Origin of the sequence: Paenisporosarcina sp. OV554 (assembly GCF_003058165.1) — a bacterium.
Taxonomy (GTDB): domain Bacteria; phylum Bacillota; class Bacilli; order Bacillales_A; family Planococcaceae; genus Paenisporosarcina.
Map to the genome: position 1 here is coordinate 91,984 of NZ_QBUC01000004.1, position 26,938 is coordinate 118,921.

Annotated in this window: 26 protein-coding genes; 4 read left to right on the plus strand and 22 right to left on the minus strand. The window is 38.5% G+C overall.

What is annotated here, in order from left to right; translation table 11 throughout:
- Nucleotides 1-157: 157 nt before the first annotated feature.
- Nucleotides 158-1,273, minus strand: a complete 1,116-nt coding sequence (gene ald / locus C8K15_RS05160) for an alanine dehydrogenase (protein ID WP_108585366.1) — start codon at nucleotides 1,271-1,273, stop codon at nucleotides 158-160.
- A 164-nt stretch (nucleotides 1,274-1,437) separates the two neighbouring features.
- On the opposite strand from ald, the gene C8K15_RS05165 reads away from it, so the two are divergent.
- The 3 genes from C8K15_RS05165 to C8K15_RS05175 all read left to right on the plus strand — a co-directional run bounded on the left by C8K15_RS05165 (nucleotide 1,438) and on the right by C8K15_RS05175 (nucleotide 3,737).
- Nucleotides 1,438-2,745: a purine-cytosine permease family protein gene (locus C8K15_RS05165; protein WP_108585367.1), complete on the plus strand. Its 1,308-nt coding sequence runs from the start codon at nucleotides 1,438-1,440 to the stop codon at nucleotides 2,743-2,745.
- A 94-nt stretch (nucleotides 2,746-2,839) separates the two neighbouring features.
- Complete coding sequence (locus tag C8K15_RS05170; protein WP_108585368.1) at nucleotides 2,840-3,289, plus strand: universal stress protein; 450 nt, start codon at nucleotides 2,840-2,842, stop codon at nucleotides 3,287-3,289.
- 70 nt (nucleotides 3,290-3,359) lie between these two features.
- Nucleotides 3,360-3,737, plus strand: coding sequence for a hypothetical protein (locus C8K15_RS05175; protein WP_108585369.1), 378 nt, complete (start codon nucleotides 3,360-3,362; stop codon nucleotides 3,735-3,737).
- Nucleotides 3,738-3,816: 79 nt separating this feature from the next.
- Here C8K15_RS05175 and C8K15_RS05180 read toward each other — a convergent pair whose 3' ends face one another.
- The 17 genes from C8K15_RS05180 to sppA form a co-directional block, all read right to left on the minus strand.
- Nucleotides 3,817-4,704 carry an ROK family protein gene (locus C8K15_RS05180; RefSeq protein WP_108585370.1) on the minus strand — a complete coding sequence of 296 codons (888 nt, stop codon included), beginning with the start codon at nucleotides 4,702-4,704 and terminating at the stop codon, nucleotides 3,817-3,819.
- 17 nt (nucleotides 4,705-4,721) lie between these two features.
- Nucleotides 4,722-5,762: an SIS domain-containing protein gene (locus C8K15_RS05185; protein ID WP_233260380.1), complete on the minus strand. Its 1,041-nt coding sequence runs from the start codon at nucleotides 5,760-5,762 to the stop codon at nucleotides 4,722-4,724.
- A complete protein-coding gene (locus C8K15_RS05190) occupies nucleotides 5,752-6,690 on the minus strand; it encodes a 1-phosphofructokinase family hexose kinase (RefSeq protein ID WP_108585371.1) in 939 nt (312 codons plus the stop codon). Before C8K15_RS05190 ends, C8K15_RS05185 begins: the two co-directional genes overlap by 11 nt.
- Nucleotides 6,687-7,529 carry a class II fructose-bisphosphate aldolase gene (locus C8K15_RS05195; RefSeq protein ID WP_108585372.1) on the minus strand — a complete coding sequence of 281 codons (843 nt, stop codon included), beginning with the start codon at nucleotides 7,527-7,529 and terminating at the stop codon, nucleotides 6,687-6,689. The genes C8K15_RS05190 and C8K15_RS05195 overlap by 4 nt, the downstream gene beginning before the upstream one ends.
- 74 nt (nucleotides 7,530-7,603) lie before the next feature.
- Nucleotides 7,604-8,335 carry a GntR family transcriptional regulator gene (locus C8K15_RS05200; RefSeq protein ID WP_108585373.1) on the minus strand — a complete coding sequence of 244 codons (732 nt, stop codon included), beginning with the start codon at nucleotides 8,333-8,335 and terminating at the stop codon, nucleotides 7,604-7,606.
- 64 nt (nucleotides 8,336-8,399) lie between these two features.
- Nucleotides 8,400-9,578, minus strand: coding sequence for an N-acetylglucosamine-6-phosphate deacetylase (nagA, locus tag C8K15_RS05205; protein ID WP_233260381.1), 1,179 nt, complete (start codon nucleotides 9,576-9,578; stop codon nucleotides 8,400-8,402).
- Nucleotides 9,579-9,589: 11 nt separating this feature from the next.
- Complete coding sequence (locus C8K15_RS05210) at nucleotides 9,590-10,273, minus strand: YesL family protein (protein WP_108585375.1); 684 nt, start codon at nucleotides 10,271-10,273, stop codon at nucleotides 9,590-9,592.
- A 65-nt stretch (nucleotides 10,274-10,338) separates the two neighbouring features.
- Nucleotides 10,339-11,955, minus strand: coding sequence for an extracellular solute-binding protein (locus C8K15_RS05215; RefSeq protein ID WP_108585376.1), 1,617 nt, complete (start codon nucleotides 11,953-11,955; stop codon nucleotides 10,339-10,341).
- Between the two features lie 17 nt (nucleotides 11,956-11,972).
- Complete coding sequence (locus C8K15_RS05220; RefSeq protein WP_108585377.1) at nucleotides 11,973-12,851, minus strand: carbohydrate ABC transporter permease; 879 nt, start codon at nucleotides 12,849-12,851, stop codon at nucleotides 11,973-11,975.
- Nucleotides 12,852-12,864: 13 nt separating this feature from the next.
- Nucleotides 12,865-13,857 (minus strand): ABC transporter permease, encoded by a 993-nt coding sequence (locus C8K15_RS05225; RefSeq protein ID WP_108585460.1) that lies wholly within the window; start codon nucleotides 13,855-13,857, stop codon nucleotides 12,865-12,867.
- Between the two features lie 37 nt (nucleotides 13,858-13,894).
- On the minus strand, nucleotides 13,895-15,046 hold the full coding sequence (locus C8K15_RS05230) for a Gfo/Idh/MocA family protein (protein WP_108585461.1): 1,152 nt from the start codon (nucleotides 15,044-15,046) through the stop codon (nucleotides 13,895-13,897).
- A 104-nt stretch (nucleotides 15,047-15,150) separates the two neighbouring features.
- A complete protein-coding gene (locus C8K15_RS05235; protein ID WP_108585378.1) occupies nucleotides 15,151-16,173 on the minus strand; it encodes a LacI family DNA-binding transcriptional regulator in 1,023 nt (340 codons plus the stop codon).
- Between the two features lie 618 nt (nucleotides 16,174-16,791).
- Nucleotides 16,792-17,997 carry an acetate kinase gene (locus tag C8K15_RS05240; RefSeq protein WP_108585379.1) on the minus strand — a complete coding sequence of 402 codons (1,206 nt, stop codon included), beginning with the start codon at nucleotides 17,995-17,997 and terminating at the stop codon, nucleotides 16,792-16,794.
- A gap of 63 nt (nucleotides 17,998-18,060) precedes the next feature.
- Complete coding sequence (locus tag C8K15_RS05245) at nucleotides 18,061-18,990, minus strand: class I SAM-dependent methyltransferase (protein ID WP_108585380.1); 930 nt, start codon at nucleotides 18,988-18,990, stop codon at nucleotides 18,061-18,063.
- A 107-nt stretch (nucleotides 18,991-19,097) separates the two neighbouring features.
- Nucleotides 19,098-19,604, minus strand: a complete 507-nt coding sequence (gene tpx / locus C8K15_RS05250) for a thiol peroxidase (protein WP_108585381.1) — start codon at nucleotides 19,602-19,604, stop codon at nucleotides 19,098-19,100.
- 145 nt (nucleotides 19,605-19,749) lie between these two features.
- Nucleotides 19,750-20,319, minus strand: coding sequence for an RDD family protein (locus C8K15_RS05255; RefSeq protein ID WP_108585382.1), 570 nt, complete (start codon nucleotides 20,317-20,319; stop codon nucleotides 19,750-19,752).
- Between the two features lie 13 nt (nucleotides 20,320-20,332).
- Nucleotides 20,333-21,346, minus strand: a complete 1,014-nt coding sequence (gene sppA / locus C8K15_RS05260; RefSeq protein WP_108585383.1) for a signal peptide peptidase SppA — start codon at nucleotides 21,344-21,346, stop codon at nucleotides 20,333-20,335.
- 107 nt (nucleotides 21,347-21,453) lie between these two features.
- On the opposite strand from sppA, the gene C8K15_RS05265 reads away from it, so the two are divergent.
- On the plus strand, nucleotides 21,454-22,254 hold the full coding sequence (locus tag C8K15_RS05265; protein ID WP_108585384.1) for an NAD kinase: 801 nt from the start codon (nucleotides 21,454-21,456) through the stop codon (nucleotides 22,252-22,254).
- Between the two features lie 431 nt (nucleotides 22,255-22,685).
- On the opposite strand, the gene rarD is transcribed toward C8K15_RS05265, so the two are convergent.
- The 4 genes from rarD to thiI form a co-directional block, all read right to left on the minus strand.
- Nucleotides 22,686-23,600 (minus strand): EamA family transporter RarD, encoded by a 915-nt coding sequence (gene rarD / locus C8K15_RS05270; RefSeq protein WP_108585385.1) that lies wholly within the window; start codon nucleotides 23,598-23,600, stop codon nucleotides 22,686-22,688.
- Between the two features lie 124 nt (nucleotides 23,601-23,724).
- A complete protein-coding gene (gene mbcS, locus C8K15_RS05275; RefSeq protein WP_108585386.1) occupies nucleotides 23,725-25,296 on the minus strand; it encodes an acyl-CoA synthetase MbcS in 1,572 nt (523 codons plus the stop codon).
- A 149-nt stretch (nucleotides 25,297-25,445) separates the two neighbouring features.
- On the minus strand, nucleotides 25,446-25,649 hold the full coding sequence (locus C8K15_RS05280; RefSeq protein ID WP_108585387.1) for an alpha/beta-type small acid-soluble spore protein: 204 nt from the start codon (nucleotides 25,647-25,649) through the stop codon (nucleotides 25,446-25,448).
- An 86-nt stretch (nucleotides 25,650-25,735) separates the two neighbouring features.
- The gene (thiI, locus tag C8K15_RS05285; protein WP_108585388.1) at nucleotides 25,736-26,938 is read right to left on the minus strand and encodes a tRNA uracil 4-sulfurtransferase ThiI; all 1,203 of its coding nucleotides are present in this window, start codon (nucleotides 26,936-26,938) and stop codon (nucleotides 25,736-25,738) included.

Genomic DNA, 26,938 nt, shown 5'->3' on the forward strand with positions numbered 1-26,938 from the left:
ATTGGATAGTTGCGACGATAATCCAAAAAGTTGAGACAATAACATGAATAGTTGAGCCGAAGATCCAAGAAGTTGCGACGAATCCCCGCCCCATCACTTCGCATTAAAATCACACAAAAAACCCCTTTTCACCAATTGGCGAAAAGGGGTTTTCAAATTAAGCTAAAAGACCTTCAACAGCTACATACGGAAGTCCTTGTGCATCAGCTACCGCTTGATATGTCACGTGTCCTTCTAATGTGTTAATTCCTTTAAGAAGTGCGCTGTTATCTAAGCAAGCTTGTACATATCCTTTGTTTGCAATTTGTACTGCATAAGGAACAGTTACGTTTGTTAAAGCCATAGTAGATGTACGTGGAACAGCTCCAGGCATGTTAGCTACTGCGTAATGAACCACACCATGTTTTTCATATGTTGGGTTATCGTGAGTTGTGATACGATCAGAACTTTCGAAAATACCACCTTGGTCTATAGCAATATCAACTACTACCGATCCAGGTTTCATTGACTTGATCATTTCTTCTGTAATAAGTTTAGGTGCTTTCGCTCCTGGAATTAAGACAGCGCCAATAACAAGATCCGAATCTTTTACAGATTCAGCGATGTTAAATGGATTTGAAATTAATGTTTGCACATCGCGACCAAACAAGTCTTCTAATTGACGAAGACGATCTGGACTTAGATCGATGATTGTAACATCTGCTCCCATTCCAACTGCAACACGAGCAGCGTTTGTTCCTGCAATTCCGCCACCAATAATAGTAACTTTACCGCGAGAAACTCCTGGTACTCCACCAAGTAAAATTCCCATCCCACCGTGGATTTTCTCTAAGAACTGTGCACCAATTTGAGTAGACATACGTCCAGCTACTTCACTCATAGGTGTTAATAACGGCAATGAATTGTTTGGAAGTTGAACGGTTTCGTAAGCAATTCCAACCACTTTATTATCCATTAAAGCTTTTGTTAATTCAGGTTCTGGAGCTAAATGTAAATATGTGAACAAGATTAGACCTTCATGGAAATAACCATATTCAGAAGCAATCGGTTCTTTTACTTTCATGACCATATCAGTTGCCCATGCTTCTTTAGCTGTTGCCACAATTTGTGCACCTGCTGTTTCATATGCTTCATCTGTGAAACCTGAACCTAGTCCTGCTCCTGTTTCGATATAAACATCATGTCCGAAAACTGCTAAGTTAACAACTCCTGCTGGTGTCATAGCAACACGGTTTTCATTGTTTTTAATTTCTTTAGGTACTCCAATTTTCATTTTGAAACCCTCCTGTGTTTTATGTAAGTAAGTCAATTGAGCCGACATAATTAAATTATTGAAAGCAAATCAATTCTATCAGATATAATTGAAAATGGCTTTAAAAATCTTTTTATACAATAATTTTAGATAACTCTGTTAATTGAAAGCTGGGTGAATTACAAATGGCAGGAATGAATAACCGAAATTTCGAGCAATTTGGATTGGAAGCAGTCCCTTCTTCTCTTCAACAATCTACTTGGAAAGAGTATGCAATCATTGCTTTTGCTTTTTCCGTAAATGCTGGAAACTTTCTAGTTCCATCTTTAGCAGTTACTCAAGGACACCTTCCATGGTTACCTGCTTTTACCGCGGTTTGGCTAGGTGCTATATTAGCATTTTTATGTGTATCCGCACTTTCTATCCCTGGTGCTCTTTATGGTCTTCCTGGTCAATACATTTTGCGTGCTTTTGTTGGGTCTTGGCTTGCCACAAAAATCGCATCACCTATCCGTGTGTTAACTTCATTATATTGGTTTAGTGTACAAACAATTGGTGGGACATATATTCTACAATCTGTTGTTTCTAACTTCTTGAACATTCATATTCCGTTTACGCTTTTAGCGGTGTTTACGGCTAGTCTGATGGCTTATTTGGCTCTCGTTGGATACGATGCTGTAAAAAAAGTAACGAGATTATTTTTACCCATATTAATTATTGGACAAAGTCTTATGCTATTTGTCATTTTCACAGAAGTCTCAGTATCGTCAGAAAATTCCTTTCCTAATACAACTTTTGACTGGGGCATATTTTTCTTTTATATGAGTTTAGCATTCGTTCAATTTGTTTCGGGTGTTAGTGCTTCTAGTGATATGACCCGTTATGCTAAATCTGCACGTCAAGGATTCTCTGGTATGTTCCTTGGAAATTCCGCAGGTTATTTAATGACCGCTTTAATAGGAACATTAGTGGCGGCATTTTTCCAATCCACGAATCCTTTCGTTGTGCTTAGTGAAGCGACTACAAATACTTTTATTGGACTTTTCATTACCTTAAGCGGTTTACTTGCCATGATTTCTATCAACATTGGAAATGCATATACTGGAGGATTTAGTTTACTTAATACGTGGCCTTCTCTTGGAAGATTAAGAAGCGCTTTATTATTCGGGATAGTCGGCGTAATCCTAAGTTGTTTTCCAAGCCTTTCTACTGAAGCGGCCTATATTATCTCGATTTTAGGAGCGGGCATTGTTCCATTATCAGCAATCATAGTCGTAGATTACTTATGGAATAAAAAAATGTCTATCTCAGAAGAACTCATGATGAATGTGGTCCTTGGTTCTTATAAAATAAATCTTGCAGCCATTCTTACATTTACCTTTATGAGTATTGCTTACTTAATCATCCCAAAGGAGTTTTCACCGGGAATGCTAATATTTATTGGTAGTTCGATAGTTTATTTTTCGCTTCACAAGTATATAGTCACAAAATAGACCCTAATTGACGGAAATCCTATTGAAAAAGCAGGATTTCCAGCTTGCTTACCGAAATCTATATATATAGAAAAATTTTGAAGGAGGAATTTATATGACACTTTCATACAAACATATTTTAGTTGCGGTAGACGGGTCTAAAGAAGCAGCATGGGCTTTTAAAAAATCCATTGGCGTAGCACAACGTAATGATGCGACATTAAATCTAGTAAACGTGATTGATACACGTTCATTTGCAGCCATTGAAGCTTATGATCGATCAATCGCAGACCGTGCACAAGCGTTTGCTGAAGAATTACTAGGTAATTATAAAAAAGAAGCTGAGGCGGCTGGAGTTACAAAAGTAAATGTGATTGTTGATTATGGTTCTCCTAAAACAATGATTGCTAGAGAAGTTGCTAAGAAAGTAGAAGCTGATCTTATAATTTGTGGTGCTACAGGTTTAAGCACCGTTGAACGTTTTTTAATCGGAAGTGTATCTGGACATATTGTACGTGCGGCTAAATGTGATGTGCTTGTTGTCCGGACAGAAGAACACATTTAACTAAGAAAAGCGTAAGACGCCACTCTAGCACGCCTACGGTTCTAGAAAAAATGAATCGGACTGTTTGCGAATGAGTCACTTAGCAGTACTTATTAAATTTAGCGTAAGACCTGAATATATTTCTGATGATCCTGAAGCTTTAGCTTTATTGTCCGAATCTACAGTAGAAGCAAATGTAAACGTGTCAGAATTAACCGGTTCTGAACTGATGGTTTACTCAACTCCCGATGGTCAACAACATGTAGCGCGCGTTAGTTCCAACGCGCATATCCAAACCGTCAAAAAATTAAACTTGCATTTGACTTGGCTAGGGCTCATTTCTTCGATAATGAAACTGAAAGTCGTAACAGATAGAAAATCCTCGTCCAGTATTTTATCTGGAAGAGGATTTTTTATACTTTCTTTACCGAATCCAAAACATGTTGCACCGTTGCTTTTAGCCGCCTGACAACACCTTCTCGCATTTAATCCACCATTATCAATATCTTGGGTTTCAAATGTGCTCTATTCTTCCGTTTCATTCGTAATCAGTTTGCCATTATTCTTGAAGCTGCTCCGTGCAATCCCGCGCTTTCTTTATATGCACTTGCTTCAATTCGTTCTTCTTTACCTTTTAACAATGGATGATTCAAATACTGTCTAACCTCTTTTCGCACTAGTTCGATGAGTCCCGGATGATTATTGAACACACCCCCCCCAAGGACGATACAATGTGGATCCTCTAAGACGATAATATGATAGATTGCTTTCGCTAATGTACATATAGCTTCGTTGACAATTGGTAAAATGCAATCGTTGCCTTCATAATAAAACTCCATCATTTCTTTTAGTGTCAGGTTTGTGTTCTTCAACAATTTCTTCCCTTGAGCTTCCAGCGAAGGACCAGAAACAAGGGACTCAAGAGAAGTTCGTGGAGTATCTGTCAAATTAAACCCAATTTCTCCTGCCATGCCTGCACCTCTCAAAAACATTCCCTTATATATCGAACAACAGGAAATACCCGTACTGAGTGTTACATAAACAAAAGCCTCCTGAGAGAATTCACGGTTTGTATATTCTCCCCACGCCGCCATATACACGTCATTGTCCACAATAATATTCGATTTAGGAAACTCATTGGCAAGCCTTTCGGTTAATAGGAAATTTCTCCAGGGCAAATTGTTTTGGAAGATTGCAATCCCGTTTTCACTGTCAACAATCCCTGGAATTCCTACTGCGATCCCGTTTATTTCATCAATATGAACAAGCGTATTCATACATAGAGACTTGAATGAATCAATCAGTGACTGGAAGAGTTTCTCTCCGTCATTTTTTTCGCTTCGTATTTCGGCGGCTTGCAATACAGTCCCGTTTGCGCTTAACAGGGCTGTCGCGAGTTTTGTACCACCGACATCAGCAGCCAGAATGTATCCCATTTACACCCCACCTCCGATTATGACAATTTAACAACTTGTGTAAGATTTCGTGGCTTATCTGGATTAAACCCAAGATTCACAGCACGATGATACGCAATTAATTGAAGATATGGAACATATATGGCATGCCGGTTCAGATCACTTATATCATTCGTCAATTCAATTATTTCATCTGCTTTAAATCCTACAGGAACCGGACCGATTGCTAGTACATATCCGCCAAGCCTTTGAATATCTAAAACGAGTTGCTGGTCATAGTTTGCTGTCTCGAGTTGAATGAGCAAAACGACAACTGTCGAACCGTCTACAATTGAAATTGGACCATGCCTAAACTCCAAGCTCGAATAGCTCTCACATTCTGTTTGCGTCATTTCTTTTAATTTTAAAGTCGCTTCTTTCGCTAATCCGTTATATGAACCTGACCCAAGGAAGATAAACCGTTTCTTCGAATAATCTTCAGCTACCTTTTTTGTTAAACCTTCGGATGATAACGCGTTCCTTACCAATTTTGGAACTTTCTTTAGTTCATCCAAGTTTTGACTGGATTCCGCTTGTTTTGCAGCGAACACTTGGAGAGCAAATAGCATATTTGAAAACGATTGAGTCATTACAACACTATTCTCCGAGATATGATCAAGTGCGATCACTTGATCTACCGCTGCTGCCATCGGGGTATCCCCATTACATGTAACCGCTAATGTACGAATATCAGCGTTCCCCTTAAAATGATCGAGGGCAATGAGAATCTCTGAAGTTGTTCCCGATCTTGAAATTCCAACGACAAGGTACTTTTTCCACGGTACAATAGCTGTAGATGTATGAAGGAATAACTCCGATGCAGGCAGTGCTGATGCAAACTGTCCTGTCACCGTTTGATAGTACTTTGCAGCTGAAGCAGCTAGATAAAATGAAGTTCCACAACCCATGAATAACACTTGATCTACAGCTTCGTGTTCAATTTCTAACTCCTTCACAAGCTCATAAGTTTTTTGTAATTGTTCCGCTTGTCCCATGATTTCATTATACGTATGCATACTATTAATACCTCTATCTGTCATTTATTTTTCGAATCGTAATTTGTTCCATGAAAGCTTCCACTTGTTCGAGATCAATAAAACCGATTGCGCTGTACATTGCATTTACTGAACCGCATGCAATAGCCCGCTTATAGGCAACGCTATATACTTCATTGTGAGATAACCCATACAGCAAGCCACCGACGAAGGCATCTCCGCTACCGACCGTATTGACAATATCAATCTGAGGGGCATCTGCTCTGAAACACCCAGATTTATTGACAAAAATCGCTCCTTCTCCAGCCAATGTGAAACAGACATGCTCGATACCGGCATCGACGAAACACCTTCCTACTTTAAACAATTCACTTTCAGTTACAATCGATTTCCCTAGTAGAGCGGCAATTTCATGCTCATTCGGTTTTATCGCAAACGGCTTTGCCTTTATTCCATTTTGTAGCGCATCACCACTTGAATCAAGGATCACCTTCGCACCGTTGTCATTTATAATTCGTATGAGGTCAGCATATGCGGTTTGGGGTACCCCTTTCGGTAAACTACCAGATAACGCAAACCATTTTACGCTTTCTGATTTCTGTCTAGCCCAGTCAAGCATGGAATGCCACTCCGCTTCAGATATGTCCGGACCTCCTTCGAGCAATTCAGTTCCTCCACTTTTGTTCTTATCAAGCACTGTTAAGCAAACGCGACTTTCGCCCTTAACGGAAATGAGATCACTTGCAATCTTGTGTTTCTCCAACAGACTGCGAATTCTAACGCCGTTCAAACCGCCTGCAAAACCACCAACATCAACGTTAGCACCGGAATAGTGGAGAACTTTTGCGACGTTCATACCTTTTCCACCTACGTCTTGTGTAATAGAAGAAACTCGATTTGTCCCCCCGATTTCCATTGATTCAACTTCATAAACTTGGTCGATTGCAGCGTTCAGCGTAATGGATGTAATCATTTTTGCAACATTGCAATCTTCGTTTTAACTAGCTCAATAAGTGCCTCTCTTGCTGGAATGAAATATTTTCTCGGATCACTTTCTTTTGGATTCGCAATTAAATACGCCCTTAATTCCTCTGCGAATAAATCTTTTAGTTCGGTCGAGAAGTTCACTTTTGCTACACCGTAATCCAAAGATTTACGTACACTTTCTTTAGGTACTCCTGAAGCTCCGTGCATTACGAGCGGGAGATTCGACACTGCCTGAATTTTTCCCAGTAAATCGAATTGCAATTTTGGTTCTTTTTTATAATTACCGTGTGCAGTTCCGAATGCAGGAGCAAACGAATCGATGCCGGTCTCCCTTATGAATCGCTCCGCCATCAGCGGATCTGTGAATAGAGCTTGATCCTCCATAGAAACTAAATCATCTTCCACACTTCCAATCGTGCCAAGCTCCGCTTCAACTGGTACACCCAATGAACTGGCGGCATCAGTCACTTTTCGGACCAGTGCAATATTGTCTTCCAATGAAAGCTTAGAACCATCAATCATTACAGACGTATATCCCGCGCTCAAACATTCCGTCACGACTTGAAATGATTCACCATGATCGAGATGCAAAGCGACGGGTATTTTCGCTTGTTCTGCGGCCGCTTTTGCCAACGCAATCATATACGGCATCTCAACATATCTGTATGTACTGGAAGTTGTTTGTAGGATGACCGGCGACCCAATTGCTTCTGCACCAGCGATTATTGCTTTAATAATTTCCAAATTGTGAGCACCAAATGCTCCAATTGCATAGTGGTTCTGGTGTGCATCTTTTAACATTTCTTTCGTTGTGACGAGTGTCATAAAATGACCCCTTTCATTAATGGGTTGTTGGTACAACTTCACTTATTTTAAAACTCATAGAAAAATCTATGAGTTTATACGAGATCTGTGTAAAATCTGCAACGATCTCCACGTACGATTGAAATACAATACTCAACTGGTTGATCGTTCGTGTCATATGCTGTTCGTTCTAAAAGCAAAGCGGGTTTTCCTATTTCCGTTTCGAGAAGCACGCTTTCCCCTTCCCTAATTAAAACCGGTTCGAAAGCTTCTTTTGCCCGAACAACAATCACGTTATAACGTTCATCCAACAAGTCATAAAGGGATGATTTACCTACTTCATACAAAACAGACATGTCTTGAATAACTGACTTCGGCATAAATGACGATTCAAGAATAATCGGTTCATCATTCGCACAACGTAACCTTTTCATCTCAATGACATTTTCACCAGGAGCAAGTTGTAGCCCGATTCTAACGGATTCAGATGGAGTTACTTCTTTTACTTCAAGTACACGGTCAGTGGGATGAAGTCCTTTTTCCCGTAAAACGCGACTAAAACTATAAAATCCGCTTAGTGATTGTTCAAACTTCGGTCTCGAAACGAAAGTACCTTTCCCTTGAACGCGATATAGTGATCCTTCTTGGACCAATTCTTCAATAGCTTTCTTCGCTGTATTTCTACTAACATGAAATATGTCCATCAAACGGTTTTCCGAATCGATTTTATCGCCTGGCTTCCAATCTCCTATTCGGATACGCGCATCCAATCTTTGCTTTAATTGATGATATAACGGAATGACACTTCCTTGATCTAATGGTTTCATAACATTCCATCCTTTATCCTAATTCTCATACTTTCAATATATCACCATTTCAACAAGATTTACACTAATTGAATGCGCCATTACGTTGATAAGCAACAGCTCCTCTGCAAATCGTCAATTCGGGTTGTCCATTCTGAGCGAGGACAACGATATCGGCATCTTTCCCTGCCTCAATCGATCCTTTTCGATTGTATAAACCTAAACGTTTAGCCTGGTTCGTAGAGGTAATTTTTATTTGATCATATATCGAAAGTCCAAGCCACTTCGCAATATTCAATCTTGCATCATTCATCGTCACGATACTTCCCGCCAAAGATCCATTCGAAGATAATGTACATTTCCCCTCAAGAACGTTCACTCGTTGACCGCCTAAATTGTAATCCCCATCAGGCATCCCTTTCGCGCGAATCCCATCAGTAATGACCACAATTCGTTCGGGCCCTTTCATCTTCAAAATAAGTTTCAACAAATCGAGATGAAAATGAATACCATCCGGAATGATTTCTACATAAACTTCGTCATGTAAAAGGGCTGCACCTACAACGCCAGGGTCACGATGGTGTAAGCCTTTCATTCCATTAAACAAATGAGTTGCGTGTGTTACTCCATGACTAATTGCACTGACAGCTACATCATATGAGGCATTCGTATGACCCATCGATGGGAGAACACCTATCTCCTTAAGTTCTGTTAACAACTCAAAATTGTTGTCTAACTCAGGTGCAAACGTAATAATTTTAATCGTTTCTCTGGCCAATTCCTGCCATTCTTTAAACAAAGTAACATTCGGAGGAATGATTTCTTTTTCCGGTTGGGCCCCTTTTTGTTCTTTATTAATAAAAGGTCCTTCCAAATGAACGCCTACCATTTCCGCGACTCCTGCTCCATTACTGTTTCCCATATATTTCGAAAGATTTAATAGCGCTTTACTGATGTGCTTTACCGGATTTGTCATCGTCGTCGCAAGATAAGAAGTTGTCCCTTCCTTTGCAAGCGCTTGTGCAATTCCTTCAAAAGCTTTATGACTCGAGTCCATAAAGTCAAATCCCGCTGCACCATGAACATGAATGTCAATCATTCCCGGGATTACGTATTGTTTCCCAGTACAATCGAATACACTATCTACCTCTCTAAAAGATGGACAATTGGCCATATCTCCAACAGATTCGATTTTTTCTTCTTTAATATGAACATATCCATCGTGCAAGATTGACTTTTCAAGAACGATTGTTGCATTAGTCAAATATAGATTTCTCATGAAGTGCTTCCCTCTCTTATGGATTGAGTCATGATCCCAACTTCCTCTGACTTAAACGTACCATCAGATTCGCCTTTCAGTCTGAAAGTTTGTGAGGACATCCATGTAAGAAAGAAGATTGTTAAGCTTATACCAAAAAACGGAAGAAGCCCTGGTATGAATAAGAAAATTCGGTACAGTCCATAAAGCCCCAAAGCAGAACCAAACACTTGAACTGGGAACGAAATGCTAAGTAGAAGTGATGCTGAAAAATAACGGGACAACGGGAGGTCGTAATGAGCAAACACTTGGAATATATTCATCACCATTACAGCATACAAAATCGTAATCATGACCATAAACGACAACAAAAAGAAGCCGAAAGTTCCGTTCATCGTCAATACAATTCTTAAATTGAGAATGAGAAAATAGCCAATGAAAATCAAAATGACACCAATCTTATTCGAGTTGATAAACTCCGCTTTATACGTCGTCCAATAGTTTCGGATAAGTAATCTTAAATCATCTTGACCATGAAATCTTTTTCGCATGACGACGAATAGCCCTACAGTAGCTGGCGAAATTCCTAAAATAACTAAACCAAGAATTGTAAGACCTATCCACATCAGTTGTAATAACGCTAGCATGGTAACAAATTCAACAAACCAATAAAGCTTTCCTTTCCAGCCATGTAAGTACAATCAAATTACCTCCCTGAAAGGGTAAAACTCATACAAAGAAGTTGTCTTTGTATGAGTTTTTTATTTTACTTCGCTTCTTTCGAGCGATCATATGCCCCTTGAGAAACTTCAAGATACTCTTGTATTCCCATTTTTTCAAGTGTCTCCTTGTAGTCATCCCACTTACTGAAGTCTTGTTTACCTGTAATAAAACCTGCAGTCATTTCATCTATATATGTTTGAACATCTGTCATAATAGCACTGACCTTGTCGGTTTCATCAAGCGTATAGTTCAGCCCTGGAAGAATGTTATCGTCTTTTATGCGATATGGACGAACTTTCTCAGCATTTACAGCAGAATTTTCTTTTCCTTCAGCACCTTGGAAGAATTTTTGTCTAACCATTCCAGGATAATATCCTCCTGGCCAAGTCAAGTATTCACTAATCGCCTGGTCCATATTTAAACCATTCGGATTGTCTGTGATCGTATCTAAATACTTGAAGTTTCCATCTTTATCTTCTTCGTACGTGACATCTTCGAAGCCCATGAAGAACATTTTAGAGCCTTCTTCCCCATAAAAATAATCCATCCAGCGAACCATAGCTTCTGGATTTTTTGCCTTATCTGTCAACACGAACATCCCAAGATTTCCAAGCCCATTCGAAACTGTATTATAAGCACGTTCCCCAGTTGGACCTTCAAGAACCGGTACACCAACATAACCGTCAAGATTCAGTAATTCTGCCGGGTCAATTTCGTTCAGTAAACCAAAATTCCCTTTAGAGGCTTCTGCTGAAAACTCCTGCGGTTGTACCGTGAAAACATCTTTGTTAATTAAATCTTCTGTATAAAGCTTGTTTAAGAATGTAAGTAATTCCTTATATTCATCCGTAGCCGGAACAAATCTAAATTCTTCAGTACCCTCTTTAAAGTCGAGGTTTTTGTTCATTGACCCTTGCTTATTCAAACCATACGTACCGCGCAAATAATCAACGAATTCAACTATGCCGTATCCTCCGCCCCATCCAAGCTCATCTGCTTTTCCATTACCATTCGGATCTTGTTCTTTGAAAGCTTTTAAAACTTCATACAATTCTTCTGGAGTCTCAGGCTCCTTTAGTCCCAATTTTTCCAGCCAGTCTTGTTTAATCCATGGCGTCATTCCTCGGAGTGCTTCAAAGTTCGGGTCATAAAATGTTGGGAAACCATAAATATTCCCATCCGCCATCGTGACTCCTTCTTTCACCGAAGGATAATCTTCTAGAATCTTTTTAAAGTTTGGTGCATATTCATCGATATAGTCATTTAATGGTAGAAAAACACCCTGCTGTCCGTACTTGATTAAATCTGTTTTCGGAAAAGCCGAAGCAAAAAATAGTTCAGGGTAATCTCCAGATGCAAGCATTAAGTTTCTTTTCTCTACTAATCCCTCAATTTGCGTTGTTTTCCAGTTCACTTCAACGTTTGTCAATTTCTCGTACTCTTCCCAGAGCATAAGTTTATTCCAATCTTGTGAGGCGAAGAATTTCGCAGCAAAACCATCCACTTGAATATTTTCTTCAACAATTGGCATGCCGGTTGCTTTTACATTACCGGCATTAACACTTTTTTTAACGGCCCCTTCCTCTTCAGAACAAGCTCCCAAAATACTTGCCGTTAGCAATAGACTTGCTGCAACACCTGAAAAATTCCTTTTCTTCAATACATTCTCCCCCTTGACTATCCTTTTAATGATCCTATCATGACGCCTTTCACGAAAAACCTTTGTAAAAATGGATAGAGCATTAGCATCGGCAAGTTTGCAACAATTAGCACCGCGTATTTCAAACCTTCCACACTAAGTTGTTGCGCTAAAAAGCTTTCCGAAGTTGTTTGAATCATGTCGTCGGTTTGGCCTTTAATAAGAATTTGCCGAAGTATTAACTGTAGCGGAAACTTATCTTGATCCTGCAAATAAATCAATGCCTGGAAGTATGAATTCCAATGGCCAACCGAATAGAAAAGAACCATTACAGCAATGACTGGGAACGATAAAGGAAGGACGATATTCCATAAAATCCTGAAATTTCCACATCCATCAATCATCGCGGATTCCTGCAATTCATGCGGGATGGACTGGAAGAAAGTTCTCATTATAATAATGTTCCAAACCGCAACTGCATTTGGTATCACCATAACCCAGAACGTATTCAGCATCCCAAGATCCCGTATGAGTAAGTACGTTGGGATAAGTCCCCCACTAAAGAAAATTGTAAAGATAATAAATGCCATAATAACTCCGCGACCCTTTAAATCTCTACGGGACAGTGGATATGCTGCTAATATTGTCATGACGACGTTCAACACGGTTCCAAATACCGTATATTTCAACGTGTTCATAAATCCATTGATAATATCCTGATTTTTAAAAACCTTGTCATAAGCATCCAAAGTAAACTCTTTCGGCCATAACCACATCTCACCTGATACAACATATTGCGGGTTACTGAGTGATGCACTGATTACAAATAACAATGGATATATCACCAGCAAGGCAACAATGGTCAGGAACACATAGTTGAATATATTAAACGTTCGATCTGTATTGGAATCTCGCAACTAACCCCACCCCTTACCATAGACTTGTCTCATTCACTTTTTTCGCAATGTGATTGACCATTATTAGCATAAAGAAATTAATTAACGAGTTGAACAGCCCCACTGCAGCAGAGAAACTATATTGCGCTTCCAAAATCCCACTTCTATAAACAAATGTCGAAATTACATCAGACGACGACATATTCAAGGCATTTTGCATAAGATATACTTTTTCAAATCCGACAGCCATTACAGATCCTGCATTCAAAATGAAGAGAATGACAATCGTTGGCATAATCGCAGGAATGTTAATATGAATGATTCGCTGAAACCTTGATGCACCGTCTATCATTGCCGCTTCATGTTGTGAGGGATCCACTGCTGCTAGTGCAGCGATATAAATGATAGAACTCCATCCCATCGTTTGCCACACGTCTGAAAATACATACAAACTTTTAAACAAAGCTGGCTCAGTTATAAAATCAATCGGTGCCCCACCGAAAAGTCGAATCACCTGATTGATTAACCCGTCCGTTTTCAAGAAAAGGAGTAGCATTCCAACAACTACAACAGTTGAAAGGAAATGCGGTGCGTATACAACCGTTTGTACAAATTTTTTGAAACGTAAGCTTTTCACTTCATTTAGCATGAGTGCTAATACAATCGGAATTGGGAATGAGACAGCTAGAGTGAATACGCCTATCCCGACAGTATTTTTAATAAGCCTCCAGAAATAGTAACTATCAAAAAACCGTTCAAAGTGTTTAAATCCTACCCATGGACTACCCAAAATGCCTTTTGTCGCAATAAAATCTTTAAATGCGATTTGCAAACCATAGAGAGGGAAGTAATGGAATATGAGAAAGTATAGAATTACTGGTGTAAGTAACAAATAGAGTTCCCAGTTTTTCCGGACGGACTTTCTCCATTCAACCCATGTTTTTTTCTTCGCATTCTGACGATTTTTGAACAACTTCTTTTTTCTATATGTCTCAAATTTTTCAACTGGCGCCACACTTTCACTCATGTTTGTCACGATTAGACCCCTTTTCCTACGAATACATTCAGTTGTGTACGATGCTAGATTCTTGAGATATCATGACTACTTTACCACCTGCACGTATAGATTCTGTTGCCGCACATCCAACTGCCACACTCATTCTACCTGCAAAAGGCGTTGTGAGAGGTTGTTTATCGTAGAGGACCAGATCAACAAAATCTTGCGTTATTTTAGGATCAGCCCCACCATGACTACCAGTCTCTTTTTTCATTTCGTATGTGACGTCGCTGAACTCTTTCCAGGTATTAGTTTTACGAGTTTTCAAGTATACTTTTCCGTTCACATCGTCGTTCTCAATTCGACCTTCTGTACCGATGAACGTATAATTTCGGGAATAGTCTGGTGTGAAATGACATTGGAGATACGATGCCTTAATACCACCCTCAAGTTCCATAATAAGCATATTATTATCTTCAACATCGATTTCTTCCCTGAATGCACATTCTGTAAATGTTTTTGGATTATATTCTGGACACGTATTTTTCAAATCACACTTTGGACATGTTAAGTCGTTTGGCATCTCCCCTCCAAAGTAATCAAGCCCGCCGAATGCCGCAACTTTCGTCGTGTACTTACCTGCAATCCAATGAATAACGTCAAGATCGTGTGAGCCTTTCTGTAATAGGAGAGAGGTCGTATTTTCTGATTTCCCATGCCAATCGTGGTAGTAGAAATAACCACCCAATCCGACGAAGTGTCGAACCCAAATTGCTTTTAATTCTCCAATAGCGCCTGAATCAACCAATTCTTTCATCGTTTGGTACATGCTCATATAACGCATATTGAAACCAACCATTAAATGCTTTCCTGATCTCTGCCATGTGTCGATGATACGATCACATCCTTCGACCGTAATCGCAAGCGGTTTTTCAGAATAGACATGTTTCCCTGCCTCAAGTGCTGCTATGACATGCTCCTCATGCAGATAATCCGGTGACAATACCGCAACTGCATCAACATCTTTACGATTCAGAAGTTCTTTGTAATCTTGTGTCATGAAAACCGGTGATTCGATTTTCTCCTGAAACTTCAACAAGCGTTCTTCTGAGATATCCGCAACTGCAACTACTTCAGAACTACCTTCAGGCTTGTGCCAATATTCAGCAATTCCACTTCGAAGACCTGCCCCGATTATCCCCATTCTGACTTTCTTCATTTCTCCACCCCATCTTTTCTTGTTATCATTTTCTTCTAGGAAACATTTTCCTACTTTCGGGAAAACGTTTTCCTGAAAGTGATAATTAAATAAACTTGTAATAATCATGTCGATTGACGTTCCAGCAATTCGAATGGCAATAAAGTTTTTAAATCAATATTCGATCTATCTTCAATTTGGTTTAGTAGAATCTTTGCCGCGACTACGCCCATCTCATATTGAGGAATAGATATTGTCGACAATGATGGAACTACGTATTGAGCCATTTCGTTGTTATCAATACCAATGAATGCAATTTCGTCAGGTATGTTAAGTCCTAGTTCATGAGCAGCCCTCATTGCGGCTATCGCCAGTAAGTCTCCTGCGCATAAAATGGCAGTTGGGCGACTGTTTTGTGGCCTACTTAGTAATTCCATCGAAGACATATAGCTTTTTTCCAGGCACCAACCTGAATCAATTATCCAAGTTTCTTCAATAGTCAATCCGAACTCGTGCATAGCCTTTTTGTACCCTTTGAAACGTTTTTCGCTTGCCATATTAACGTCATTCCCACCGCCGATGAAACCGATTCGACGATGTTTTTTTGATACAAGATGTTCCACAGCTTTATATGCAGCTTCTTCCCTGTCATAATCCACGGTGGAAATTGCATGATCACTATAGTTATAATCAACTCCCACAACCGGAATTAACTCCTTACAATCAATAAGGATTTTCTCATCGATTTTATCGATCAGCAACATCCCCTCAACTTCCTTTTCTCGTATCATCTGATGGAATAATGCCTCGTCTTCTAAATCCTCTCTGCTTAACAACAATAATGTGTATCCTGCATTATTCAATGTTTCGCTAATTCCCGAATAGATTTTCGAGAAATACGGGTTCGATTCAGCAAGACGCGGACTTGCAAGCCATGCGATTCTCTTCGTACTCTTTTTTTCTTGGTGTGTAGATGCTACAAGATGTCGTGCGTATTCGTTTGGTGTATAGCCTAACTCTTTTACAGCCATCCAAACTTTTTTCTTTGTTTCAGGATTTACATTCCGTGAAGAACTATTTTTTATGACGCGGGAAACCGTAGAAACTGAAACACCAACTTGCTCTGCAATATCTTTTAATCTCACCATTTTTTTACCTCTTCCCTTTTGTAACCGTTTTCGGTTATCAATGTTGTACCTTATTCTCCATTGTATCTAGCAAAATATTAATTTCAAGATAACTAGTCAACGGGTTGTAGGTACAACTTTGGGTAAAAAAAGAAGAATGTTTTTATATAGTCAGAAAATTGATATTACAAATAATATATAGTTAGATTTCTATAGTGTCAATATATTTTTTAATAATCTGATTAACAGACTATTATTATCTTACTCAAGCAGTACTCTTTATGTTTATGTTTCAAATATACAGTGGAAACCCATATTTCCAGTGGTACTATCAGGAGTATTCCATTAACTAGCGCAACACGATACTGTTGCAATAAGAGTCTAGACAAAAGTATGATCCACACACCGTTCCTAAACGTTCACACAAAAATAGTACGGGCCTAGCCCGTACCGCTTCTGTTGGCAACAGTCCCTCTGCCCACGCTGCAAATACCGAAGCATGGACAACTGGTTGATACCACTATCAAGATTCCCTATTCCATTTTTAGTTGAAAAGAAAAGACGGTTGACAATCAAGTGAACTAAAAATCGGTTATGGTTTAACTTTGAAGTATTAATATAACTTTACTGATTCATGTATCAAGAACCCTTGATATTCGCTAATCTCACCGTATCTCTAGCTATCATGACTTCCTCATTTGTCGGAATCACAAGTACTTTCACTGGAGAATGTGGGTAACTGATGAACGCTTCTTTGCCACGAATTTTATTTAAGTCTGGGTCCATGTAGACCCCCATGAATTGAAGACCAGCTAATACTTTTTCACGAATCACATCGCTATTCTCTCCAATTCCTGCTGTGAAAATAATAGCGTCGACTCCGTTCATGCGAGCAGCATAAGATCCAATATACTTATGAATTCGACTGGCAAAAACATCAAGCGCAAGTTGTGCACGTGCATTTCCTTTCAACGCTTCTATTTCAATATCACGTAAATCACTTGAAAATCCGGATACACCTAACATTCCTGATTTCTTATTTAAGACATCCAGTACTTCTTCAGCACTTTTATCGGTCTTTTCCATTAAAAATGGAATTAGTGCGGGATCCAAGTTACCCGAACGTGTACCCATTGTAACGCCTGCTAAAGGCGTGAACCCCATAGAAGTATCAATCGAACGTCCCCCGTCAATCGCTGCTATGCTAGCGCCATTTCCAAGATGACATGATATTAAACGAATCTTGTCGACTGGACGATTTAATAAATCAGCTGCTCTTCCCATTACATACTTGTGAGAAGTGCCATGAAAGCCATATTTCCGAATGCCATATTTTTTATAGTAATCATAAGGTATGGAATATAAAAATGAACTTTCTGGCATTGTTTGATGAAATGCTGTATCAAAAACGGCTACAGCAGGTACAACTGGTAAAGCTTTTTGGAATTCTTTGATTCCAGTAATATTTGCAGGATTATGTAATGGTGCCAAATCAGATAGTCTATCGAATACTACAATTGCATCCTCATCGATTAATACGGAATCACTGTATTCTTCACCTCCGTGAACAAGTCGATGACCGATACCATCGATGTCGTGTAGAGAAGAAACAGCATTTTGTTCCACTAGTTGCTGAAGTAAAAGTTGAACCGCTTCTGAATGATTTGTGACTTTTTCTATATCTGTTCGTTCTAGTTTTGTCCCATTTGTTGTTATAGAAAAGATGGGTTCTTTAAGTCCAATACGCTCGATTATCCCCTTAGCAACTACATATTCTTCGGGCATTCGAAGTAATTGGAATTTCAAGGAAGAACTTCCTGCATTGACTGCTAATATATTGACCATAAAAAAACGCCCCTCTTCCACTTATACAGTTATTGTACAGCGGAATAAAGAGGCGGACAACTATCAGTGTGTATTTTCTTGTCGCCACATTTTGACCTTTTCAAAAAATAAAGTCATGGCTTCTTTGTTTGACATATTCGGAGCTTTTGCAAGTAACACTTCTTTTGGTTGTTTTAAGTCACTTGATTTCTTTTGAAGGACGAGTAAGCTCTTAGCATGTGACTCATTTTTAAATAAGTTTACAGGCAACTGAACAACTGCTTGAATCCATGCATGCTTAGCAAAGTAAGAATGTAAATCTTTTGCTTGTGGCGACTCGAAAATTCCTTGTGGGACTAAAAATACTAAGTATCCACCGTCGACTGTGTGGCGAATCGATTGTTCGATCATTAAATGGTGAGCAAAGGACATTCCTTCCTTAGCCTTTAACTCAAATCCAGAAGCCGTTTTCTCATCCGGATAAAAACCAACTGGTAAATCACTAATGACAACATCTACTGGATCGATTAATAATGGTTGTAATGCATCCTGGCGATAAAGAGTTACAGGTTGTTGCAATAAATCACCTGTTGAAGCAGCAAGTCTAATTAGCATGTCATCAATTTCAACAGCCGTAGACGAAGCTTTGTCTTGTAAAAAGTTTAATACCGTGAACAATAAATTTCCGGTACCAACCGCCGGGTCTAGTATAGAAACTTGTTCTTTATCCTGTGTCAATTGGTCAACAAAATAGCCGACAAGCAGCCCCAGAGAATCAGGCGTCATTTGATGATGTGCTTGAACATGTTCTTTCATGCCTTTAAGAATGGTAAGTTGAATGGCTTTTCGAATATCTTCTTTTTGTATGTTTTGAATGTTTGGTTTGATATCACCGTCTAGCCACATCTCCGTTGTTTCCAACACGCCTTCAATATACGTTAATTCTTCAGAAGTTTGAAGTTTTTTAGCATGTCCATCGATAAATGTGAATAATTGTTCCACTGAACTGTTCATAATGTGCTCCTTTAAATGGCCTTCAAGACGTAAGGATTGTATATCCTCTTTTTTGAAAGCTAATGAAAATGGCAAACCCACTCAAATAACGAGTGGGTTTGTGTTACTTAATTTTTTACAGCTTTTACAGCTTCAATTGCTTTTTCGTAATTTGGATGCTCTGTTGCTTCCGGAACATATTCAACATATGTAACTTTATCATTGCTATCCACAACAAAAATTGAACGCGTAAGCAAACGTAGTTCTTCAATTGCAACACCATATGCTTTACCAAAAGATAAATCACGGTGATCAGAAAGTGTTTGTACTGAATCAATTCCAGCAGCTGCACACCAACGTTTTTGGGCAAATGGTAAATCGTTTGAAACGGTTAAGATGACAACATCTTCCCCAAGTTCTGCTGCACTTTCGTTAAATTTACGTGTTTGAGAATCACAAGTTCCAGTGTCTAATGAAGGAACAACACTTATTAATCTTGTTTTACCTTTTGAATTTTGTAATGTAACCGGGCTAAGGTCGTTCGCTAATACTGTGAAATCTGGCGCCGTGTCACCTACTTTAACTTCATTACCCATTAATGTCATCGGATTTTGCTTGAATGTAATTTGTGCCATTATAACGCCTCCCTTTTATTAATTAAAAGTATACCATTTCCATAAGAAAACTTTCGAATGATAAGCCTATGGTCAGCTAGCAGATTCATCAATAGCTAGAGTACCATTTTACGAAACCTTATTAAAAAGCTTTCGGATGTAGCAACTAGCTCACTTCAGAAACATGGTTGTACGAAGTGTCTACTTTCTTTTCATACACTTTTTCATGAATAACCATGGTATCTGCAATAAAGTCATGTAACCCTTGTTTTTTAGGGGTAAAGCCTATTACCCAATATAAAGGCAAGATCGTTGCCGAGAAAAAACGACCAATCCATTCACGAAATAAAATCGTCACAAAAGTGATGGATTCATCTTTTAAAGATATCACCCGTAGACCAAAAACCATTTTACCCACTGTTTGTTTAAAGAATTTAGTCATGACAACGAAATAAGCATAAAAAATGACCCCTGTTAAAAAGCCGATTGGTGCATACCACGTTGTACCTTGTACATCCCATCCAAAGATACGAAATAGTGGATAGATGATAATTGAAGAAATGGATGAAATGACGAGTAAATCCATTAAATACGCCCAGAAACGCACCCAAAATCCTGCAGGCTTATGAGAATAACTCTCGCGTTTTTTAGTTGTGTAAGTAGGCTTTTGTGGAACGCTTTGGACTTCTGTTTCTACATTAGTTTCTTGCTCAAATGAATCATGTCGATCAGTCATCTAAGGTTCCTCCTCACTTCTCACCGTATAAGTACATCATACGGGGTGCATTATAGTCGGAAAGTAAACGTCCAATCAATTGTGTTTCAACATCTCCGCCAAACAGTGACTGTGCTTTCATTGAAAACAGACTAGTCAATCCTTGGTTGTATCCATATTCCATCACTTCAGCATCTTCTAATTTAAAGTCTTTGCGGACTGCTTTAATAACATCTTCTAAGTAACCATAATCATCTGCAAGTCCTGCTTCGATTGCTTGACGTCCATTCATAATACGCCCATCAGCTACCGCTTTCACTTCAGCCTCTGTCATGCCACGCCCTTGCTCAATAATATCTACGAATGATTCATACGATTCATTAATCATATCTTGCAACATCGCTCGCTCATCTTTTGTCATATCACGCGTTGGACTCATAATGTCTTTATATGGCCCAGTTTTAATGGTTACGAAGTCTACGCCATATTTTTCAGCAAGCTTGCCGTAGTTTACGCTTTCCATGATTACGCCTATTGAGCCTGTTAAAGTTTCTTTATTTAGGAAGATTTTATTTGCAGGAGCCGCAATATAGTATCCGCCTGAAGCAGCCATACTTCCCATTGATACATAAAACGGAATTTTAGATTCTTCTTGAACTTCTTTAATTTTATCGTAAATTTGTGCGGATTCTACAACTCCACCACCTGGTGAATTCACTTGTAAAACGACTGCTTTAATTGTTTTGTCTTCTTTAATCATTTCTAATTGATTCATAAAAAATTGATGATCGTAACCTTGAGCACCAAAAAGAGAAGTAGCACCACCAGTGTCTTGAATCACTCCATCCACGGTTAACACAGCTATTCTTTTTGAAACATCTCCTACTTCTAATACTGTTTCGCTATAATCACTCTCGGTTACAGCTAACATGTCTTCAAAATTTGATGTCCAATCATTACTAAACGCAAAAGATGCGATATTAACAATAATAGACAAACCAAATAATAGTGCAGCAGCACCTAAAGCTATCCAACGTTTTGTATTCATTTAAACGTTCCCCCTTTTCTACTCTTAACGTATTACGTAAACAATTCAAAAATGTTTCAGAACATGCTAAAATAGCCACAAGCATGTAATGAAAGGTCGTGACAGTATTGTCCGAACGCACACATATTTTTATTTATTCCAAACATGATGAAGACTCTATGCAGAAAAAATTGCTCCTTTCAGAAATGATCACGAACTATGGGTTCACTCCAGTTGACGATGCGAAACATGCAAACATTATTGTTAGCTTAGGAGGAGATGGTGCATTCCTTCAAGCCGTTCGCAAAACGGGTTTCCGTCAAGACTGTTTATACGCAGGCATTTCTACAACAGGTACACTCAGTATGTATTGTGATTTCCATTTTCATGAGATGGAGACAATGATTAATGCAGTTCAACACTCGGAAATTGAAGTACGTCGTTATCCTATTTTACAAGTTATTGTAGATGACAATCCACCTTTTTATTGTTTGAATGAATTTAGTATACGCTCAAACATTATTAAGACTTTCGTACTCGATGTGATAATAGATGGTTTGCAGTTTGAAACTTTCCGTGGAGATGGAATGATCATTGCGACTCCTACTGGAAGTACGGCTTATAATAAATCTGTGAATGGGGCAGTAGTTGATCCATTGCTACCTTGTTTCCAAGTTTCAGAACTAGCTTCTGTTAACAGCAATAAATACCGAACACTTGGCTCTTCATTCATATTAAGTGGTCAACGCCAATTAACTTTACGCTTACAAGAAAACGGAAATGACTTTCCAACAATGGGCATGGACAATGAGTCATTAAGTATTCAACATGTAGATTCTGTGAATATTGAATTAAGCGATCGCGTTGTGAAAACTGTGAAATTAAAAAATAATTCGTTTTGGGAAAAAGTGAAACGAACGTATCTTTAAAAGAAGGCTTTGTTAAACTACACTGTTGTTAACGTACCTTTGCGCTAGCCGCACGTCCGCATGAGCCATTAAGTTTGAAAATCACATACTTGCGGGACTCATTCTTCACGCTCTTGCGGCATGCTTCCGCAAATGTACTCTTTCGTTTTTAATTCATTATCGACAGCATTCTTAGGAAAGCCTAACAATAAAGAAAGCAAGAATCAGCCGAAATTTTATAAAGGATTTTTTTAACATACTGTTGCTTATCGCACATTTGCGCTTGCCGCACGTTCCGCATGAGCCAACAAGTATGAAAACCATATACTTGTGGGTCTCATTCTTCACGCTCTTGCGGCATGCTAGGCGCAACAGCATTCTTTAACATAGCCTAAAAGAACAACAGAGTTAAAACAAGAAAAGCAGACGAGAATCTTCCTCTCGTCTGCTTTTTATAGTTTCGCTAATTTGAGTTTTCTTGTTCTAGCTTCCATCACTTTTGAAACAGTAAATAGGATGAGTGCAAGCCAAATTAATGAGAATGATAATAAGTCAATTGCATTAAAAGTTTCATCATAAATCATAACACCTAAAAACAACATACATGTTGGGGCAATATATTGTAAAAATCCAACCATGTATAATGGCATTCTTTGCGCTCCTTTTGCAAAAAGAACTAGTGGAATGGCCGTTGCAGCACCTGTAAATACTAATAATATATCCGTCTGAAGATTATTATGAAACATGATAGCTTGGTCCGAGACAAATAGATAGATATAATAAATCAGCGCAAATGGAAGAATAAATAATGTTTCGATTGCTAAACCACGAACTGCATCTAGAGGAATGGTTTTTTTCATTAGACCATATATCGCAAAACTAATAGCAAGTGCCATAGCCAGCCATGGGAACCGACCATACGAAATAGTTAAAATAATGACTCCAATTAAAGCAATCACAACAGCTAACTTTTGTGCACTTGTCAGACGTTCTTTTAAAAAGAAAATACCAAGCATGACAGAAATCAACGGGTTAATGTAATACCCTAAACTTGTTTCTACTAAATGATTGTTATTTACAGCCCAAATGTATAAAAACCAGTTGCCTGATATTAATGCTGAAGCAAAAAACAGACTCCAAAATGCTTTTTGATTTTGCCATAATGTCCGAATATCTACTAGTAACAGTTTGCTATTCCTCATGATCACGACAAAAAGCATGGTAAACACAAATGCCCAAATGACACGACTTGTTATTATTTCACTACTCGGTACGTGACCTAACCATTTCCAATAAATTGGGAGAACACCCCAAACTACATACGCTCCAAGAGCCCAAATGACACCTTGACGTTCGTTTTCTAACACATTTTCACCTCATTAGTTTGACTCTCGAAATATATCTCATTATAGAACCCAATTGAGGGAAAGTAAACGAAAAAAACTATTCTTAAAAACCTTTTTGAAAGGTTTTAAGAATAGTTGATTGGCATTATTTCGTTTGTACTTGATTACGAAGCTCAATACGTCGTATTTTACCCGAAGCGGTTTTTGGTAAATCTTCAATAAACGTAACTTCTCGTGGGTACTTATACGGTGCTGTTAACTGTTTAACATGGTCTTGGAGTTCTTTAACAAGTTCATCTGAAGCTTTTGCTGAATCGATTAAAACAACGTATGCTTTTACAATACTTCCACGAATTTCATCTGGACTTCCGATCACAGCACACTCTTTTACAGAAGGATGTTTTACTAAAGCGTCTTCCACTTCAAACGGTCCGATGGTGTATCCTGCACTGATGATAATATCGTCTCCACGGCCTTCAAACCAGAAGTAGCCATCCGCGTCTCGAGAAGCTTTATCACCAGTAATGTAATACTTTCCTCTAAATTGCATATTTGTACGTTCTGGATCTTTTAAGTACGATTTAAACAAAGCGGGTGTATCAATATGAACTGCAATATCCCCCACTTCTCCAGTTGCACTAACCTCTCCGAATTCATTGATGATTTCTACTTGGTTTCCAGGTGTAGGTTTTCCCATTGAACCTGGTCTCGCTTCCATACCTTTCATCGTTCCTACTAATAAAGTATTTTCCGTTTGACCATAACCATCTCGGACCTCTAAATCAAACTCTCTTCTAAAGGTATCAATAACTTCACGGTTTAAAGGTTCCCCTGCTGACACAGCACTATGAAGGGATGATATATTATACTCCGATAATCCTTCTACTTTTGCCATAATACGATACTCAGTAGGTGTACAACATAATACATTTACTTGGTACTGATTAAGTAAATTTAAATAGACTTTTGGTTCAAATTTGCCATGATAGACAAAACCAGTGGCACCACTGCCAAGAGTTGTGAGGAAAGGACTCCAAATCCACTTTTGCCAACCTGGGCTAGCTGTTGCCCAAACGACGTCTCCTTCATTAATACCAAGCCAATGTTCGGCTGAAGTTCTTAAATGTGCGTAAGCCCAGCCATGAGTGTGTACGACACCTTTTGGATTTCCAGTCGTACCACTCGTGTACGATAAAAATGCCATGTCGGAATTTTTTGTTTCAACTGCAATAAATTCAGTTGATGCTTTTGTCATTTCAGATGTTAATGAGACCCATGCATTACTTCCTTGACCAATAACGAATTGAGTTAGTCCATCCAAATTTTCCACTTGTTCAAATTGATTGATGAATGGCTCATATGCGACGATTGCTTTTGCTTCACTATGTACTAATCGGTAATCAATATCTTTTGCTCTAAGCATTTCTGAGCTTGGAATTACAACAAGACCTGCTTTAAGTGCACCAATATAGGTCACATAAGCTTCAATTAAACGAGGCACCATGATTAAAACAACATCACCTTGTATTAATCCACTCTGAGTAAAAACATTGGCTGCTTGATTTGCTAGGCTCATTAATTCTTTGTATGTAATTTCTTTTGAATCACCATTTTCACTTTTCCAAATTAACGCTAAACGTTTTTCTTCTGATGCATATTTTTCGAACTCTTCGACCAAGTTATACGTTAATGGTGCGATTAAATGTTCATGATTCATTTTGTTTCCCCCTTGATGTTTTTTCTCCTCCTTCATTATACGATATATAATACTGATTTTTCAAAAAAAACATTTTTTTCAGATAACATAAATCATTTTATTACAATAATAAAACCGGCAGCTTTCGCTACCGGTTTATGAAAAATTTATTATTTTTGGTAACCGCCATTTAATTGTTGCTCTGCCATTTGTACTAGACGCTTAGTAATTTCTCCGCCAACGGATCCGTTAGCACGCGCTGTAGCATCTGGTCCAAGCTGTACACCAAACTCTGATGCGATTTCGTATTTCATTTGATCTAATGCTTGTTTTACGCCAGGAACGGCTAGTTGATTTGAACTTTGATTTGCCATGTCTGTGTCACCTCCTTGTGACTATAGAATGTGCCGGATTGGCGAATTCATGCATTCACAAGAAGTAGTAATTCATGGTAAATCTATTATAGCAAGTCAGAGAATTTATCTTGTTTCTTTTTAGGGAACATCATAACTTCACGTTCGCCCACAGCTTCTGCAATAAGGTCGTCGAAAGATTTGAAGCTCTCATAAAATTCAACTTTTTCAAGTTTCGGCTTTGTTTTTGGACTTGAAGGTGTAAATATCGTGCAGCAATCTTCGTATGGACGGATTGATACTTCGTAAGTATCAATTTCTTGAGCAATTTTAATAATGTCTAGCTTATCAAATGCAATAAGTGGACGCAAAACCGGTGTAGTTGAAACAGCATTAATAGCTGTTAAGCTTTCTAATGTTTGACTAGCTACTTGTCCTAGACTTTCACCTGTAATGATTGCTAAAGCTCCTGTTTCTTCTCTAACAAGATCTGTAATTCTTAACATCATTCTCCGAGTAGTCGTCATTGATACATTACTTGGAATTTGTTTTTGAATTTCTTGTTGGATTGCTGTAAAAGGAATGATATGAAGTTTAACGGATGCACCAAATCGACTTAATTTATCAGCTAATTCCATCACTTTTTCTTTCGAAAGTTCACTCGTATATGGTGGACTATAAAAATGAATAGCATCCAAACGAACACCACGTTTTAACATTTGGTATCCTGCAACAGGACTGTCAATTCCACCTGATAACATAAGAATAGATTTACCATTTGATCCAATCGGTAAACCTCCAGCACCCGGAATAACTTGAGCCATCATATATACAGCATCTCTTCTAACTTCTACTACTAAATCAATATCTGGTTTTTTCATTTGAACTTTTATGTCTGGGAAATTACGCAAAACATGTGAGCCCACAAATTGTTGTAATTCATTTGTTTCCATCTCAAATGGTTTATAAGAACGCTTTACCGTAACTTTAAATGTTTTATCTACACGGTCTAATGATTCTACAACTTTTACTGCAGTTTGTTTAATATCTTCTAAATCCAAGCTACATGAAGCAACTGGGCTAAAAGACTGAATGCCGAAAATTTTTGGCAACCGCTCGATTAATTGATCCATCGTTTCTTGTTCATTTGGTCGAATAAACATCCGATCCCGCTCGGTAATAATTTGAAACTTTGGCAAATCAGCAAAAGCATAACGGATATTATCCCGTAAGCGACCTGTAAATGCATTGCGATTTCTTCCTTTTGTAGACAATTCACCATAACGTATTAATAGTTCTTTCCATTCCAT